Here is a 16,911-nt window from a genome sequence, read left to right as displayed (position 1 = left end):
CGACAGTCATCAGTGTCTTCTCCCTAGTGTTTTCGTAGGTTGGGTGGAGGCGTCAGCCGCAACCCAACAGGTTTGCGATTTCAACAGCTTACCGCCACTTCAGCAGGCGGCGTTCCAAGATCGACAGCACGGTGCCGATGGCGAGGCCGAGCAGCGACAGGACCAGCACCCCGGCCAGCAGCTGGTCGGTCAGCATCAGGTTGCCGGCGGTCAGCACGAAGGCGCCGATGCCGTATTCCGCGCCGATCATCTCCGCCGCCACGACCAGGATCAGCGCGATGGACGCGGTGATGCGGAATCCCGCCAGGATTCCGGGCAGGGCGCCCGGCAGCACGATCTTGCGCAGGATCGACGCCCAGGGCAGGCCGAAGCTCTGCGCCATGCGGATCAGGTTGCGCGGCACCGAATCGATGGCGCTGTAGGTGGCGATCACCGTCGGGAAGAAGACGCCGAAGCCGATGGTGGCGAACTTCGACGGTTCCCCGATGCCGAACCACAGGATGAACAGCGGCAGCAGCGCGATCTTCGGGATCGGGAAGAAGGCCGACACCAGCGGCACGCCGACCGCCCGCGCGACCGAGCCGATGCCCATGGCGAAGCCCACCGCCATGCCGCAGACCGTGCCCATGGCCCAGCCCACGCCGATGCGCATCAGCGAGGCCTTCAGGTGCTGCCACAGGCTGCCGTCGGCAACCATGGCGCCCAGCGCCTTGGCCACCGCGCTCGGCGGCGGCAGGAACAGGGGACTGACGAGGCCGAAGCGGTTGGTCGATTCCCAGACGGCGATCAGCACCGCGAAGGCCAGCAGCGCCGCCCAGCGGTGCGTTCGGACGGTGAAGCCGCCGCCGCGGAAACGGACGGGCTGGGCCGGGGTCACCGGGAGACTGGTGTCAGGCATTGGCGATCTCCCGGTCGGCCAGCTGCGCCTCGGCCCGGATCAGGTGCCACAGGCGGTCGCGCACCTCCGCCAGATGGGCCTGGGCGGAGGGCTGGAGGCGCTGGTCGCGCGGCTCCTCAATGGTCACGATCTCGCGCAGGCGGCCCGGCCGGCGGCTCAGCACCACCACGCGGTCGGCCAGCCGCAGCGCCTCGTCGAGGTTGTGGGTGACGTAGAGGGCGGTCGTCCGCTCCCGCTGCCAGAGGGCGAGGAAGTCCTCCATCAGCAGCTCGCGCGTCTGGGCGTCCAACGCCGACAGCGGTTCGTCCAGCAAAAGCATGGCCGGGCGCACGGCCAGCGCGCGGGCGATGCCGACGCGCTGGCGCATGCCGCCGGAGAGCTGCTTCGGCAGGGCCTTGCGGAAGTCCCACAGCCCCATGCGGCGCAGGCCGGCCTCGATCCGCTCCCGCCGCTCCGCCGCTGGGAGGGGGTGATGCTCCAGCACCAGGGCGAGGTTGTCCTCCACGCTGCGCCAGGGCAGCAGGGCGAAATCCTGGAAGATGAAGGTGACCGGGTTCAGGCAGCCGTCGGGAACGGCGCCCGCTGTCTCTATCGTGCCGGAGGTCGGGGCGACGATGCCGCCCGCGATGCCCAGCAGGGTGGACTTGCCGCAGCCCGAGGGGCCGATGACCGCCAGAACCTCCCCCTCGCGCACCGTCAGGTCGATGCCCTCCAGCACGACGAGGTCGTCGTAGCGGTGGCACAGGTCCTTGATGATAAGCCTCATTGTTCCTTTCCGACGGCCCCTTGGCCCTGGGCTTGGCCGGCCCAGGCGATCAGCAACTCGTCCTTGGTCTTCAAGCCCGCCTCCGGCAGGGCGTGGTTCACCACCGCCTTGGCGGCCCCGCCCGTCGCCTCGGGCAGGCAGTTCTCCCACATGGCCTGATGGAGCGTGGGCAACTCGTCCCAGGCGCCGAGGTAAGTCGTTGGCACACGAACGGCCCCGGACGCAATGATGCGGTTCAGCCCTGCGATTTCCGCAGCGTTGGACAGGTGGGTGCCGACGATGGCCGCTGTGGGCATCAGAATGCGACGCTGGCGCATCCAGACTTGCGGCGCGTAGAAGCTGTACCGTTTTCCGTTCATGTCGCCGCAGTAGACGACGCGGCCGGTGTGCGGCTTCACCAGCATGGTGGAGACGGCCAGCGTGTCGCGCCGCGCCCGCTCCACCACCACGTCCGGCATGCCGCGCGGGTTGTCGGCGGAGCGCAGGATGCGGCCCACCGCCTGGCCCAGCGGCTTGAAGGTCTCCTCGGTGAAGAGGCGTACGGCCTCCTTGAAGGCGGCGGTCTCGCGCTGCGGGTCGGGCAGGTCCGGCATGGTGTCCGGCCAGACGAAGTGCGGCACGCGGCGCCGAATCTCGGCGAGCGAGACGGCACCGGCCAGGGCCTCGCCGTAGCCCAGCGACAGCACGAAGTCGCGTTCGGAGTCCTGGTCGGTGACGACGCAGATCCGCGCGCCGGACTCGCGCGCGGCCTCGATGGCCGACAGGGCCATGTCGTCGCGCAGGCCGACCGCGCCGGCGCCGTAGAAGACCAGCACGGCCTCGCCCGGGCGCAGGCGGGCGCGGCGCAGCATCTCGGCGGGCTCGGCGGAGCCGGGCTTGCCGAGGAAGGTCATGTGATAGCCGCTGGAGGCGCCGAAGAAGGTCAGCGCGCCACCCTCGGCCAGCGACTGGAAGGTGCGCGGGAAGGTCGCCTCGCCGGCGTGGCTGACGGCGTAGTCCACCAGTGCACCGCCGTTCGCCGCGCGCAGGGCGTCGAGGTAGGGCCGGCCGGCTTCCTCCCACGCCGCCCATTGCGACGGGTCGGCGGGGATGCGGGTGAAGGCGCTTTCGGCGACGGAGCGGTCCACGGCGCCAGCCCCGCGGGCGCGGATGGCGGCGGCGCGGCGCTCCGACGACACCATGCCGGTCACCTTCATGCGGCGGGCCAGCGCCAGCTCCACCGTCCAGGCGCCGGTGCCGCCGGCCGCCCCCTCCACCAGCAGGCGCTTGCCGGGCCGGACGTCGAGCGCGGTGAACAGCGCGCGGTAGGCGGTGCCGGCGGCGAGCATGTAGCTGCCGGCCTCTTCCAGCGCGAGGTCGGGCGGCAGGTGGAACAGCTGCGGGCCGTCGGCCAGCATGAACTGCTGGTGGCTGCCGTCCGGCGACTGGTAGCCCTGGATGTGGAAGTCGGTGAACATCGGGTCGGCCCCGGCCTCCGGATCCAACACGTCCGACACGCCGGAGTAGATGGCGACGAGGTCGCCGACGGCGAGCCGCCCCTGGGCCTGCAACGCCTCGCCCATGCGCACCACCATGCCGACTCCGCCGGAGCCGGTGATGTGCACGTCCTCGTCATGCTCGTCGAACAGGGAAATGGGGATGCCGGTCAGCGCCCAGACGTCGTTGTAGTTGACCTCCGACGCCAGGACGTAGACGAGCGCCTGGTTGGGGCTCGGTTCGGGCACGGGGACGACGACCTCCTGCTCCGCGTCGGCGGGGTCGCCGTGGGATGCCGCCCCGGTCTCCAGGTCGCGGACGACGGCCTGGGCGAGCTGCCATTGCGGCAGGGGTGTCGCGCCGGGGAAGAAGGGGCTGCCGATGGGCAGGACGCCGTCGCGGGACTCACGGCGCGGGCGCGCGGGCAGGGGCGGGGACTTCTTCTCCAGGAACAGCGCGATGCCCTTCTTGGCGCCGTGCGTTGGGTCAAGGAGGAAGCGGGCGAAGGCGGCGATCTCGGCTTGCGAGCCAGCGTCGAAGCCGTCGCGCAGGCCGGTGGTGACGAGGTCCACGATGGTGTCGGCGACTTGGCCGCGGCCGACGGCGTGGGCTTGTTTCAGGAGACGTGCGATTTCGGGGGAGTCTTGCCCCCACCCCGACCCTCCCCCGCTTCGCAGGGGAGGGAGACAGGACCCTTGCAACGCTCCAGCGGCAGTTCCCTCCCCTGCGAAGCGGGGGAGGGTTAGGGTGGGGGCAAGTGCCGCCTCCCGCGCCAAGCTCTTCGCCAGCGTCAGTGCATCATCCGCACCGCGCGCCACCACGTCCACCAGCCCGAATTCCAGCGCGGTTTCCGCGTCGATCTGACGGCCGGACAGCAGGATTTCCAGCGCGCGCTCATACCCCCGCTCTGCGTCCTTGCGCAGAAGCAGGCGCGGCAGGCGCTGGGTGCCGCCGTAGCCGGGGGGCAGGAACAGGTTGATCTCCGGCTGCCCCAGCCGGGCGCGCGGGTCGGCGACGCGGAGGTGGCAGGCCATGGCCAGCTCGCAGCCGCCGCCGAGCGCCACGCCGCGGATGGCGGCGATCACCGGCTTGTCCATGGCCTCGATGGCGCGGAAGACCGCGTGGGCCTTGGCGGGCAGGGCGCGCGCCTCGCCTTCGTCCTGCACCTCGTCGAGCAGCTGGCGGATGTCGGCGCCGGCCACGAAGTTGCGGCCGGTGCCGGTGATGACCACGGCGCGGATGTCCGGCCGGCGGGCGAGGTGGGAGATCGCCGTGTCCAGCTCGTCCAGCAGGCGGTCGGACAGCGCGTTGACCGGCGGGTTGTCGATGGCGACGGTCGCCATGCGCACGCCGTCGGCGAGCCGGTCGTATTGGACGGACAGGAAGCGCTGGCGCTCGATGAGGGTCTGTTCCTCCGCGCGCTGCTGGCCGCGCTTCCAGGCCTGGATGCGGGCGTCGAGGTCGGTCAGGCACTCCGGGTTGCGCAGGGTGGAGGTGTCTCCCAGCGGCTCGTCGTTCATCATGGCCGTCAGGAAGCGGCGCATGTATTTGCCGGAGCGCGTCTCCGGGAAGGCCGGCACCACCAGGATGTCGGAGGGGACGGCGACCGCGCCCTTCTCCTGCCGGACGAGGTCCTTCATGCGGCGCTCGTCGTCGGCCGTCAGGTCCCGCCCCTTGGCGGGCAGGACGAAGGCGACGGGGGTCAGGCCCTTTTCGCGGTGCGGGGCGCCGACGACGATGACGTTGCCGACCGGGCTGTCGGGGTTGATCTGCTTGTCGCGGAGGATGGCGCCCTCGATCTCCTCCGTGCCCATGCGGTGGCCGGAGACGTTGATCACGTCGTCGGAGCGGCCGTGCAGGCTGAAGCTGCCGTCCGCGTACTTCCGCGCAAAGTCGCCTTGCAGGTAGGCCCAGACGGGGTTGCCCTGCCCGTCGCGGAAGCGGCCGAAGTAGGTCTTCGCGAAGCGGTCGAGGTCGCCCGTCCAGCCGGGCTGGCCGACATTGTCCGCGTCGCCCCAGATGGTGCGGGTCAGGTAAGGGTAGGGGGCGGTGACGACGATCTCCCCCTTCTCCTCCGGCTCGGCGGGGCGGTAGGGGACGCGGCCCCCGGCGTCGGGCTCGCCTTCGGGGACCCAGACGTCGCCCAGCACCCAGGGCAGTGGGTAGGTGTGGGCGTCGGCGCGGAGCGGCTGGTCGGGGTTGCCGTAGGGGTGGGTCCAGACGATGCCGCCATGCTCCGTCGCCCAGTAGCTGTTGATGTATTGCGGGGTCATCACCGCCATGCCGAAGGCCTGCACGGCGGGGCTGGTCGGCTCCGCGCAGAAGGTGGCGACGCGCAAGGACGAGCGGTCGTAGCGCTCCACGTCGGCCCGATTCTCCGGGTGGGTCATGACCGTCTTCAGGAAGGTCACGCCCGCCTTGAAGATGGTGACCTTGTGCCGCTCGATGATCGAGGCGAAGCGGCCGGCGTTGGGGAAGACGGGCGCGCCCTCCGTGACGATGCCGGGGATGCGGGCGGCCAGCGTGCCGGTGATCAGGTAGCTCTGGCCGGTGATCCAGCCGGGGTCGGCGACCACGTAGATCACGTCACGGCCGGGCAGGGCGTCGAAGCTGACCTTCATGGTGTGGGCGATGCCGGCGACGTAGCCGCCGTGGACGTGCACCACGCCCTTCGGCTTCCCGGTCGAGCCCGAGGTGTAGATGATGAAGAGCGGGTATTCGGCGTCCACCGGGACGGACGGGACCGCCTTGGAGATCGCGGCGTAGAGCGCGCGGTCTTCGAGCGCGCGGAGCGCGGCCATGTCCGGCAGGCCGGCGGCGCGGCACAGCGTCTCCTCGGCCTTTGCCAGAAGCTCGTGCGCCCAGACGTCGCGGCCCGGCGTCCAGGCGATGTCGGGCAGGCCGACGTGGCGGACGACGATGACCTTTTCGACGCGCGGCGGAGCGGCGGTCAGCGCCTCGGCCACGCTGGCGCGCAGGTCGGCGATGGTCGCGGCGTCGAGATGGCCCGCGCGGTCCAGCGCCTTGCCCAGTTCGCGCATGACGTCGGCGGGGGCGACGGTGATTTCGCCCTCCAGGCCCTTGCGGACGGGGTCCATCAGCGCAACGTCGCCGAGCTTGGCTTGCAGCACGTCCTCGGTGATGCGCAGGGCCGCGGGCAGGGCCACGAAGCGGTCGAGCGCGGGGTCGGTGTAGGCCTCCTTGAAGGCGGCGACCTCCGCGTTGCGGCTGGCGCCGTCGGCGGTGATGACGACGCGGGCGCCGGCATTCTCGATGCGGTCGGACAGCGTCTTGTCGGAGAAGCCGCCGAACACCGCGGTGTAGATGACGCCCAGCCGCTTCGCCCCCTCCGTCCAGACGATCTGGTCGAGGATGTTGGGCATGTTCAGCGCGATGCGGTCGCCCTGCTCCAGCCCCAGATCGCGCAGCGCCAGGGCGGCCAGGGCGGAGCGGACCAGCAGCTCGCGCCGGGTGAGGGTGACGTGGTGCACCGGCGCGCCGCGCCCGCCGTTGGCGGCGGCGTCCCAGCGGTCGCCCTCGTACCAGTAGGCGACCTCCGCCCCGTGGCCGGACAGGACGTGGCGGTCCACCTCGTTGAAGGCGGCGTTGGTGCGCGCGCCCACGAACCAGCGGTAGAAGGGGGCGTCGGAGCCGTCGAAGGCCTGGGTCCAGGGCGTGAAGTCCGCGCGCTCCACCGGCTCGCCGGTCGTGGCGTTCCAGCCGCGCCAGACGCCGTCCGCGTCGCGCATCAGCCAGTTGGAGCCGTCGAACCAGTGGATGGTCTCCGCGGCGATGGCGCCGTGGAAGGCACCGGGGTCGGCTTCGCAGGCGGCGCGCTGGCGCTGCCAATCGGCGGCGGAGCGGATCGGGTTGACGGTCACGTCCCGCGGCAGCGGCGGCTGGGCGGCGGAGTCCGCGGTCACGGACTGGTCCATGGGTTTCCTCCCCCTGAGGGCACTTCTTCGTTCGTGGCCGCGGCGTTGCGCGGCGGCCACCACTATAGCCCGCCGCCCGCCCCGGGCTGCAATGGGGCCGTGCGGGGGCGGGTCATTCCCAAAAAAAGACCGGCCGCCCTTTGCGGGGCGGCCGGCAAGATGCTTTGGAGGAATCGTTCACCAGGACCGCAGGGAACGACGCGGCCATGGGACGGTTCGTTGACAAACAAAGCAATGCGTGTGCCAAGCCGCGCAACGATTGAAAAGGCGTGCTTTTCGGTCCTTGCGCAAGTCAGCTTGCCGGGCGATCTGTCCGCGGTTCCGGACAGGTGCCCGGAATACCGGACGGTGTGGGGAGCGATTCACCACAGAGGCACAGAGACACGGAGGGGGCGGATTCTCTGTGCCTCCGTGTCTCTGTGGTGACCGGTTTCAGCGCCGAGCGGACAGAAGCAGGCGCAGCGCGCGTCCCAGCATCAAGGTGGCGGCCAGCAGGTAGAGCCACAGGCCCCAGCCGCGCGCCATGTCCACGCCGTTGCCCGCGAGGTGGAGCGGAAGCAGCCAGGCGAGCGCCGCCCCGCCGATGTCCACCACCGCGCCCTTGGCGCGCGACGGGGCCGTGCGGCCGGCGACGACGGCCAGCGCGGTGCCGAGCAGGAACATCAGCGCCATCGGCTCGGCCAACCAGGACAGCTCCGCGCCGTCGCGTGCGCCGACCGGCTGGGTCAGGGCCGCCGCCGCGAGGATTGCCAGCGCCACCAGCCCCCAGTCGGCCGCGGTGCGCAGCGAGGTGCGGTACGGGTCGCTCATGACGGTCCCTCGGTGCGAATCAAAACAGCCCGGCGCGAACCATCCCTATAGCGCACTACGCGCGCGGGCTGTATAGGGCGTGCGGGCGCAGGCGACGAGGGTGTGGGCGGCATGGCCGGGGTCGAGGTTTCCCGCGAGGAGGTCGGCGCGGACACGGTGTTCGAGGCGACGACCGACCGCGAATCGCCGGTGCGCGCCAGCGTCCTGCTGTACGCGGTGCTGCTGGAGGCGTGCTTCGTGGCTGCTGCCGAGCTGACCGCCGAGCCGACCGCGACCATGCTGCGCTGGCTGGCCGCCATGGGGGCGATCCCGCTGATCCTGTTGTGGGCGGTGGTGCTGGTGCGGCTGATCGGCCGCGGGGCCGTCCGTCTGACGGTGACGGCGGAGGGGCTGAAGGCCTATGGGCACGTCTACCCGCACAAGACGATCCGCGACCTCGCGCTCTACGCGCCGGGCAGCCCGCGCCCGCTGTTCGTCACGCGGGTGGAGCCGGTCACATCGCGGCAGCATCGGGCGGAACTGGAGCTGGCCGGCGGGGCGGTCGCGCTGGACGCCGCGGGGCCTGGCAAGAAGTCGTCGAGGCCTCTCGGCTACCGGCTGGTCATGCACCGGCGCAACCACCAGCCGGCCATCGTGCTGGTGCACGGGCTGACGCTCGCCGGCGGGGAGACGCTTCTGGCGGGGCTGGCCGCGGAGCTGCGCAAGCACAGCGTCCCCGCGGCCTGATAAATCCCTCTCCCGCCCCGGGAGAGGGTGGCCCGGAGGGCCGGGTGAGGGTGCAGCAAGGATCAGCGCCTTGATCCTCGCCGGTACCCTCACCCTTCCCACGCTTCGCGTGGGCCCCTTCCCTCTCCCGGGGCGGGAGAGGGAGTGAAACGCGACTGCCCTGGGCGCCTCAGCGCCGCGTCGCCGGGGCCGCCGGGAGGTCTTCCTCCAGGATGACCACGTGCAGGGCGTAGGACACCTCGCCCTCGTCCACGTCGCGGTGCAGCGTGCCCACGAACTCGCCGGCCAGCATCACTTCCGCGGACTGCCCCGCCTTCTCCGGCGGCTCGATGGTGATCTTGTCGTTGCCGAGCGTCTTGCGCAGGTAGGCCTGCACGCGGGCGATTTCGGTTTCGGTCATCTTCGCGACCGTCGGCTTTGCGGGCGGCATGGCGTGATCCCTGTGTTGTCGAAGCGGTCATATAGAAAGCTTTCGGGCAAAGGGAAAGCACTACCTCGCCATCGACCGCGCAAGGCGATTCCGTGTTAAGCGCTTCACAGCCGGATCGACCGCGGCGGTATAAGAATTCCCCGCGCCGTAGCCCCGCCCGCGGCGCGACCGCGGAAGTCGTCGGACAGCATCCCCCGAAAAGGGAGTAGGCGGGGCACGGTCGTTGCAACCGTCGGGTATGAACCCGGCTGGTGGAACGCAGTACCCTCATTTGCCAGCTTGTTCCGAGGGTCGCGATCCAATACTGAACGATTAGGAACGAGGATTACCACGTTCCGGCCAAGCTGATGGCTGTCCGAAATCGGGGCATCACGCCTGTGGGGTGACGATGGGGGTGACAATGGTCGCTCGCCTGTGCCGTCTCGTGATGACGATCGTGTTCGGCGCCCTGGTGGCCGTCGCCGCCGGGGTTGCCCCATGGTCCGTCGCGCGCGCGGCCTCGACCGAGCAGCGCATCGCCCTCGTCGTCGGCATCGGCGCCTATGTCCATGCGCCGGAACTGCCCAACCCCCGCAACGACGCCAAGGCCATGTCCGCCGCCCTGCGCAAGCTGGGCTTCACGGTGGAGGAGAAGTTCGACCTCGACAACCGCGGCATGGCCGAGGCGCTGCGCGGATTCGGCATCCGGGCGGCGCAGGCGGACGTGGCGCTCCTGTATTTCGCCGGGCACGGCATGCAGGTCGGCGGAACCAACTTCCTGATTCCCGCCGACGCCCGGCTGGAGCGCGAACGCGACCTCGTCTACGAGGCGCTGCCGCTGAACCTGCCGATGGGCGAGCTGGCCCAGGCGCGCAAGCTGGGCATCCTGATCCTCGACGCCTGCCGCAACAACCCCTTTGCCGACCGTCTGGTCCGCTCCGGCACCAAGAAGACCGAGGTGCATTCCGGATTCGCGCGGGTGGACGACACGCCGACCGACACGCTGGTCGCCATGGCCACCCGCGCCGACGCGGTGGCCGAGGACGGCAGCGGCGACCACAGCCCCTACACCCTGTCGCTGCTGAAGAACTTCGACGTGCCGGGGCTGGAGCTGAGCCTGTTCTTCCGCCGGGTGCGCGATGACGTGATGCAGCTGACCCAGGGGCGGCAGGAGCCGTTCCTGTACGGGTCGCTGGGCGCCGCGCCCTTCTACTTCAACCCGCTGCCGGAGAACCGGCCGCCGAGGCTGGCCGACGTCAAGACGCTGGAGGTGTTCGACCGCGGCGGGGCGGAGCCGGTGGGCATCGGCCGGCCGACCGACCCGGACAACGACCAGCTGTTCGCGCAGGTGACCGGGCTGCCGCGCGGCGGCAGCGTGCGCATCGGCGACCGGGTGGTGCTGATCGGCGACTACCTGACGGTCGACCAGCTCGTCGCCACCACCTTCAAGCCGGACGCCACCCACCTGGGCGATGGCGGCAGCTTCGACTTCGCGGTGATGGACGGCCGCGGCGGCGTGGCGCGCGGCGGCGTGCCGGTGCTGATCAAGCCGAGCAACCGCCCGCCGGTGGCGGCGGCCGAGCGCACCATCCGCACCGTGGTGAACGCCCTGCGGCTGGAGCTGCCGACCGACCCGGACGGCGACCCGCTGTCCTTCATCGTCAACAGCGTGCCGGAGCGCGGCAAGGTGCGCGACGGCACGACCGTGCTGAAAGCCGGCGACCGCCTGACCGCCGAGCAGCTGACCGCCCTGAACTTCGACCCCGAGCGCTCGTCCGTCGGCCGCGCCGGGGTGTTCAGCGTGCTGGTCGAGGACGGGCGCGGCGGTCGCACGATGCTGAGTTCCGTGCTGGAGGTGGAGGAGGCCGGCGCCTCGCCCCCCGCCGCCGACCTGGAGGAGGCGCTGTGGCGCCGCGTCCGCGACAGCCGCGACCCGGCGGAGGTCGAGGCCTTCCTGCGCCTGTTCGACAACGGCCCCTTCACCGCCCCGGCGCGCGAGCGTCTGAACGTGCTGAAGGTCGAGGCCGCGCGCGTGGCCTCCGCGGGCTCGTCGGGGAGCGGCGCCACCGGCAGCGGATCCTCAGGCGGGGCCAAGACGGCGGCCAAGCCGAGCCCGGCCCCGAAGACCCCGGCCCCGGCGGAGCTGCGCGTCGAGCCGACGGGGGAGGGGATGTATGTGGCGGTCTCCGACTCGGTGCTGCGGGCCGGGCCCGACACGCGCTCCGACGCGGTGGGCGGGGTCGCCAAGGGTGGCTATGTCCGCGTGCTCGGCCGCGTCACCGACGCCGACTGGTACCGGGTGACGCTGGACGACGGCGCGCAGGGCTTCATCCCCGGCCCGGCGCTGCGCCCCGCGGGGCCGGACGACCGCCAGCGGCTCGCCATGGCCGCCCCGCCGGGCAGCCCGTCCGACAATAGCCAAGCCGGGGGCGGCCAACCCGGAACCGGCCCGTCGCAGAGGCGGGCGCAGGGGAATGGCAACAGTTTCCAGGACTGCCCGCAGTGCCCGCCGATGACGCGCATCCCGGCCGGCAGCTTCACCATGGGCAACGACAAGGGCGACCCGACGCAGCGGCCGGCGCACCGCGTCGCCTTCGCGCGGCCCTTCGCCATCGGCGTCTACGAGGTCACCGTGGCGGAGTGGCGCGCCTGCATGGAGGGCGGGGGCTGCGCCGCCATGCCGCGCATGGCCAACGTGTCCGACGACACGCCGATCCACAACGTCCATGTGGAGGACGCGGAGGCCTACGTCGCGTGGCTCAGCCGCAAGACCGGCCAGCGCTACCGCCTGCCGTCGGAGGCGGAGTGGGAATACGCCGCGCGCGGCGGCGCCAGCACGCGCTTTTCCTGGGGCGAGAGCCTGACCCAGGGGGTGCAGCAGGCGAACTGCCGCGACTGCGGCGGGTCCTTCGACCGGATGCGGCCGGCGTCGGTCGGCAGTTTCCAGCCGAACGGCTTCGGGCTCTACGACACCAGCGGCGGCGTGGCGGAGTGGGTCGCCGACTGCTGGAACCCCGGCTACAAGGGCGCACCGGCGGACGGCAGCGCCTGGACGACCGGCGACTGCCGCAAGCGCGTGCTGCGCGGCGGATCCTGGCGCGACGAGCTGGACGCCATCGCGGTCACCACGCGCATCGGCTACGACGCCGACGTCCGCTACGTGGCCGACGGCTTCCGCGTGGCGCGGGACATGAACTGATTCTTTCGCCGCATCTGTGACCCGCGCCACAGCGCCGTGACAAAGTCGCGCCCAGACTTTGTCACTGGAAAAGACCAACACTAGCCGTTGTTTTGTGTTGTCCGCATGACACACTGCCGCTTCTGCGGCGAAAATGCTCCGAAATTGCAAGAATTTCCGCGGAATGGGTGCGGTACATTGCTGTTCGAATGGGCCTATGACAGCAGCCAATTCGGTAAGTGTCTTTACAGCTTTTGTGCTGGCGGCTTATCTGAAGGGGTTAGCTGCATAGTTCGTCTGATGGAGGACATGACCGTGGTGCGCTGGTGTCGTAACGCCCTTTGCCGGAACGTCGCCCTGGGCAAGGTCGTCTTGGGCGTCGTCCTGATCCTGCTGTCGGCCGGTGCCGCCGCCGCGCAGGACAAGCGCGTGGCGCTGGTCGTCGGCAACGCGCAGTACCACAACGGCGGGACCGCGGCCGGGGTGGCGGCCAACGCCTCGACCATGGCCGACGCGCTGAAGCGCGCCGGCTTCGCCGTCACGGTCGCCGACAACCTGGACCACCGCGGGATGGTGGCGGCGATCAGCCGCTTCCAGGACGCGCTGAGCGAGGGCGACCTGGGCTTCTTCTACTATTCCGGCGTGGCGCTGAGCCTGTCGGCGAAGAGCTTCCTGGTCCCGGTCGACGCCAAGCTCGCCTCCGAATACGACGTCATCTTCGACACCATCGAACTCGACTACGTGCTGAAGGAAATCCAGCGCGGCGGGCGCAAGGCGGTCGCGGTGTTCGATCCCGTGCCCAGCCATCCGCTGGCCGAGACGCTGGCGTCCTCCATGGGTGACTCCGGGCGGTCGGTGAAGCCGGTGCTGACCGCGCCGTCGGCCTTCGACAACCTGTTCGTCGTCTACTCCCACCGGCCGGGGACGCCGCCGGCTGCGCTGTCCGGGAACGGGCCGAGCGTCTTCACGGCCTCGCTGGCGCAGGAGATGGTGAAGCCGGGCGTCGGCCTGCTCGACGCGCTGGGCGAGGTTGCGCGGACCGTGGTCGGCAAGACCCGCGGTGAGCAGCACCCCTGGCTGCAGGACCAGCTCAACGGCGGCCTCGTGCTGGTGCCGGGCACCCCGAAGACCGGGCCGGCCGTCGCCGCGCTGCCGGCTCCCGCCAGGCCCGAGCCGAAGCCGGAGGACAAGCCGGCGGTGGTGCCGACGCCGATGCCGGCCCCGATGCCCGTCGTCGCGGAGATCGAGGTGGACCCGCTCGACGAGACGCGCGTCGTGACCCGCGACACCAAGCTGCGCGCCGGCCCCGACAACAAGGCGGCGGTGATCGGCGGCCTGCGGCACGACGCCGAGGTGAAGATCACCGGACGCCCGAAGAAGAACGGCGGCTGGCTGCGCGTCGAGCATGAGGGCAAGACCGGCTACGCCTACGCCGCCAATCTCGCCAAGCCCGAGGACAAGGCGAAGGCGGAGACTCCCGTCGCCTCCGCGGCGATGCCGCCGCAAGGGGGCCAGCCGCAGGGCAACCCGCCGGCGGCCTCCGGGCCGGCGCCGGGCATCTACGCGGTGCTGCGCGAGTCCAACATGTTCGCCCGCCCGACGCTCGGCGCGCGGAGCGTGCGCGACCTGGAGCAGGGGCAGCTGGTCACGCTGGTCGAATCGGTGCCGGACTCCAATTGGGCTCTGGTGCGCGACCGCTTCGGGAACGAGGGCTACGTGTCCACCGGCACCCTGTCCGGCCGCGTCGGCGACGTGCCCGGGGCGAGCGCTTCGGCGGCGGATGGACCGGGGGCGGGGCGCCCGGTGTCCCTGGCGCCCAACGCGTCTCCGGCGCCGGCGGTGACGCGCGGCGACGTCGATCCGCTGGCCGGCTCGCTCGCCGGGACGACCGGCTCGACCGAGATCGCGGCGCTGCCCAGCGAGCCGGCCGGCCGCTCGGCGGGCTCGCGCGAGCCGGTGGCGGCCGGTCTGGCGCCCCCCTACCGCCAGGCGGTGGAGGCCGGACGGAGTGCCGCGTCCCGCGCGGCGAGCGCCGCCAACGCCGGCCGCGCGGCGGAGAACCGGGCGCGCCAGGTCCAGGCCTCCGCCCGCCAGGCGGCGCAGCAGGGGCGCAGCGGGTCCGGCGGCGCGTCGGTCTACAAGTTCCCCAACGGCGACGTCTACGAGGGCGCCTGGGGGCGGGGCAGCGGAGGCTTCGGGCTGAGCGGCACGGTGAGCAAGGACGGCGTCGGCATCTACCGCTTCGCCAACGGGCAGGTCTACGAGGGCGAGTGGAAGGGCGACCAGATGTCCGGCGTCGGCGTGATGACCTTCACCTCCGGCGACCGCTACGAGGGCACCTTCAGCAACGGCGTGCCGAACGGGCCGGGCGTCTACCACTTCGCCAACGGCGACTCCTACGCCGGCGAGATCAAGGCGGGCCGCGTCGACGGCCACGGCGAGCTGGTCTTCACCAACGGCGACCGCTACGACGGCGTGGTGGTCGACCGCCTGCCGAACGGCAACGGCGAACTGGTCATGCGCGGCGGCGCCCGGCATGTCGGCGTCTTCCGCGGCGGCATCCAGGACGGGCCGGGTGCTGCGATCATGGACGGCGGCGCGCTGCGGCCGGGCATCTGGCGGGGCGCGACGCTGCTGAGCGAGTGATCGCGGTGATGAATCGGGACGACTGACCGGGGGGCGCAGGGTTTTCGCCATACGGAATTTTGGTGGTCGGGATTTTCACCACAAAGGCACAAAGACCACGAAGATGGGCACAAAGGAGCGTCGGCGGTCCGGAAAGGGCCGGTCATGCGGGCGCTCTTTGTGAAACTCTTTGTGTTCTTTGTGCCTTTGTGTTGAATGATTCGTGCCGTTGACCTTGCCTGAGGACGGGAGGGAATGGAGACGCTGATCGACCCGAAGAAGACGAGGCCGCGCAAGCCCCGCCCCGGGAAGACCGCCGGAGACACAGACGCGCCGAAGGTCACGCGCGATCCGGAGGGGACGCGCGCCCGCATCCTGGCCGCCGCGACCGAGGAGTTCGCGCGCTATGGCCTGGGCGGCGCCCGCGTGGAGCGCATCGCCGAGGTCGCCGGCACCAACAAGCGGATGCTCTACTACCACGTCGGCAACAAGGAAGGCCTGTACCTCGCCGTTCTGGAGGGCGCCTACGAGCACATCCGCGTCGCCGAGCGGACGCTGAGCCTGGAGACGCTGACCCCGCCGGAGGCCATCGCGCGGCTGATCCAGTTCACCTGGCAGTATTTCCTCGACAATCCCGAGTTCATGGCGCTGCTGAACATCGAGAACCTGCACCGGGCGGAGCTGCTGAAGACGTCGGAGAAGGTGCACGCCATGCACTCCCCCTTCGTGCAGATGATCGCCGACGTGCTGAAGCGCGGCGTCGCCACTGGCGTGTTCCGGCCCGGCGTGGACCCGGTGCAGCTCTACATCTCCATCGCCGGGCTGGCCTACTTCTACCTGTCGAACGTGCACACGCTGTCCGTCATCTTCGGCCGCGACCTGCTGGCCGAGAACGAGAAGACCGCCCGCCTGACCCACATGGTCGAACTGGTCCTGTCCTCGCTGCGCGCCTGAAAACCCTTTGTTTTTCGTAGGTTGGGTGGAGCCGAAGGCGGAACCCAACATGGTCGCCATGCCGGCGGTGTTGGGTTGCGGCTGCGCCTCCACCCAACCTACGGCGCCCTACGAAGCTTCCACATGCAAATGCTTGCCGAACGTATTATCCGCCACCCCCTTTGGCGTAGTTGACCCACGGCCACGCCCGGACGTACTTTTAACCAGCCGGTTAAAAGAGCGCATCCACCGCGCCCAGCCCGACCGGCGGGAGGAAGGACGATGGCATTCGGCATTGCGGCTCGCGCCAAGGGATCGGGTGACGGATCCGGCACTCCGCTGAACTTCCTGGTGCGCCTCGCCAACTCCGGCTGGTTCCGGCCGGTTCTGCTGCTGGTGATCCTGACGGTCCTGTGGGACGTCTCCGTGCGGGTCTTCGCGATCCCCGCCTACCTGATCCCGAAGCCGGGCGACGTGGCGCTGGCGCTGATGTCCGATTGGGACCAGCTGCTCGCGGCCTCGGTCCCGACGACGCTGGCGACGCTGGGCGGCTTCGCGCTGTCGGTGCTGTTCGGCATCCCGGTCGCCATGCTGATCGCCGGGTCGCGGACGGTGGAGGCCTACGTCTACCCGCTGCTGGTCTTCTCGCAGTCGATCCCCAAGGTGGCGATCGCGCCGCTGTTCGTGGTGTGGTTCGGTTTCGGGCTGCTGCCGAAGGTGATCGCCGCCTTCCTGCTGGCCTTCTTCCCGATCGTCGTGTCGGCGGTGCAGGGGTTCAAGTCGGTCGACACCGACATGATGGATCTCGCGAAGTCCATGAAGGCCTCGCGCCTCCAGACCTTCACGATGGTCCGCCTACCGCACGCCATGCCGGCCATCTTCGCCGGCCTGAAGGTGTCGATCACGCTGGCCGTTGTCGGCGCGGTGGTCGGCGAGTTCGTGGGCGCCAACTCCGGCATCGGCTTCGTGCTGCAGCGGTCCATCGGCAATTTCGAGCTTCCCCTGATGTTCGCCGCCCTGGTGGTGCTGGCGCTGATCGGGGTGGTGCTTTTCTGGATCATCGACGTCATCGAGCGGCTGGTCATCCCCTGGCACGCCAGCCACCGCCACACCTTCAACGCGACTTCGTAACGGCCAACAAGAAAACAACCGGCC

At 70.6% G+C, this 16,911-nt stretch carries 10 protein-coding genes; 5 read left to right on the top strand and 5 right to left on the bottom strand.

The window, feature by feature from the left end; genetic code table 11:
- Positions 1-88 precede the first annotated feature (88 nt).
- The 4 genes from J2851_RS22860 to J2851_RS22845 form a co-directional block, all read right to left on the bottom strand.
- Positions 89-898: an ABC transporter permease gene (locus tag J2851_RS22860; RefSeq protein WP_209769120.1), complete on the bottom strand. Its 810-nt coding sequence runs from the start codon at positions 896-898 to the stop codon at positions 89-91.
- Positions 891-1,664 carry an ABC transporter ATP-binding protein gene (locus J2851_RS22855; RefSeq protein WP_209769119.1) on the bottom strand — a complete coding sequence of 258 codons (774 nt, stop codon included), beginning with the start codon at positions 1,662-1,664 and terminating at the stop codon, positions 891-893. Before J2851_RS22855 ends, J2851_RS22860 begins: the two co-directional genes overlap by 8 nt.
- Entirely contained in the window at positions 1,661-7,075 is a 5,415-nt protein-coding gene (locus J2851_RS22850) for an AMP-binding protein (protein ID WP_246500862.1), read from the bottom strand. The genes J2851_RS22855 and J2851_RS22850 overlap by 4 nt, the downstream gene beginning before the upstream one ends.
- A gap of 432 nt (positions 7,076-7,507) precedes the next feature.
- Positions 7,508-7,885: a hypothetical protein gene (locus J2851_RS22845; RefSeq protein WP_209769118.1), complete on the bottom strand. Its 378-nt coding sequence runs from the start codon at positions 7,883-7,885 to the stop codon at positions 7,508-7,510.
- A gap of 111 nt (positions 7,886-7,996) precedes the next feature.
- On the opposite strand from J2851_RS22845, the gene J2851_RS22840 reads away from it, so the two are divergent.
- The gene (locus tag J2851_RS22840; RefSeq protein WP_209769117.1) at positions 7,997-8,611 is read left to right on the top strand and encodes a hypothetical protein; all 615 of its coding nucleotides are present in this window, start codon (positions 7,997-7,999) and stop codon (positions 8,609-8,611) included.
- 169 nt (positions 8,612-8,780) lie between these two features.
- On the opposite strand, the gene J2851_RS22835 is transcribed toward J2851_RS22840, so the two are convergent.
- Complete coding sequence (locus J2851_RS22835; protein WP_246500861.1) at positions 8,781-9,041, bottom strand: DUF3126 family protein; 261 nt, start codon at positions 9,039-9,041, stop codon at positions 8,781-8,783.
- A gap of 400 nt (positions 9,042-9,441) precedes the next feature.
- On the opposite strand from J2851_RS22835, the gene J2851_RS22830 reads away from it, so the two are divergent.
- The 4 genes from J2851_RS22830 (at position 9,442) to J2851_RS22815 (ending at position 16,887) form a co-directional block, all read left to right on the top strand.
- Positions 9,442-12,219 carry an SUMF1/EgtB/PvdO family nonheme iron enzyme gene (locus J2851_RS22830; protein ID WP_209769116.1) on the top strand — a complete coding sequence of 926 codons (2,778 nt, stop codon included), beginning with the start codon at positions 9,442-9,444 and terminating at the stop codon, positions 12,217-12,219.
- 279 nt (positions 12,220-12,498) lie between these two features.
- The gene (locus J2851_RS22825) at positions 12,499-14,844 is read left to right on the top strand and encodes a caspase family protein (protein ID WP_209769115.1); all 2,346 of its coding nucleotides are present in this window, start codon (positions 12,499-12,501) and stop codon (positions 14,842-14,844) included.
- A 234-nt stretch (positions 14,845-15,078) separates the two neighbouring features.
- Complete coding sequence (locus J2851_RS22820; RefSeq protein WP_209769114.1) at positions 15,079-15,777, top strand: TetR/AcrR family transcriptional regulator; 699 nt, start codon at positions 15,079-15,081, stop codon at positions 15,775-15,777.
- Positions 15,778-16,038: 261 nt separating this feature from the next.
- Positions 16,039-16,887, top strand: a complete 849-nt coding sequence (locus tag J2851_RS22815) for an ABC transporter permease (protein WP_246500860.1) — start codon at positions 16,039-16,041, stop codon at positions 16,885-16,887.
- The last annotated feature ends 24 nt before the right edge of the window (positions 16,888-16,911 follow it).

It is taken from the genome of Azospirillum rugosum (assembly GCF_017876155.1).
Taxonomy (GTDB): domain Bacteria; phylum Pseudomonadota; class Alphaproteobacteria; order Azospirillales; family Azospirillaceae; genus Azospirillum; species Azospirillum rugosum.
The sequence above is the reverse complement of the archived record's forward strand: the minus strand, read 5'-3'. Positions and strand labels throughout refer to the sequence as shown.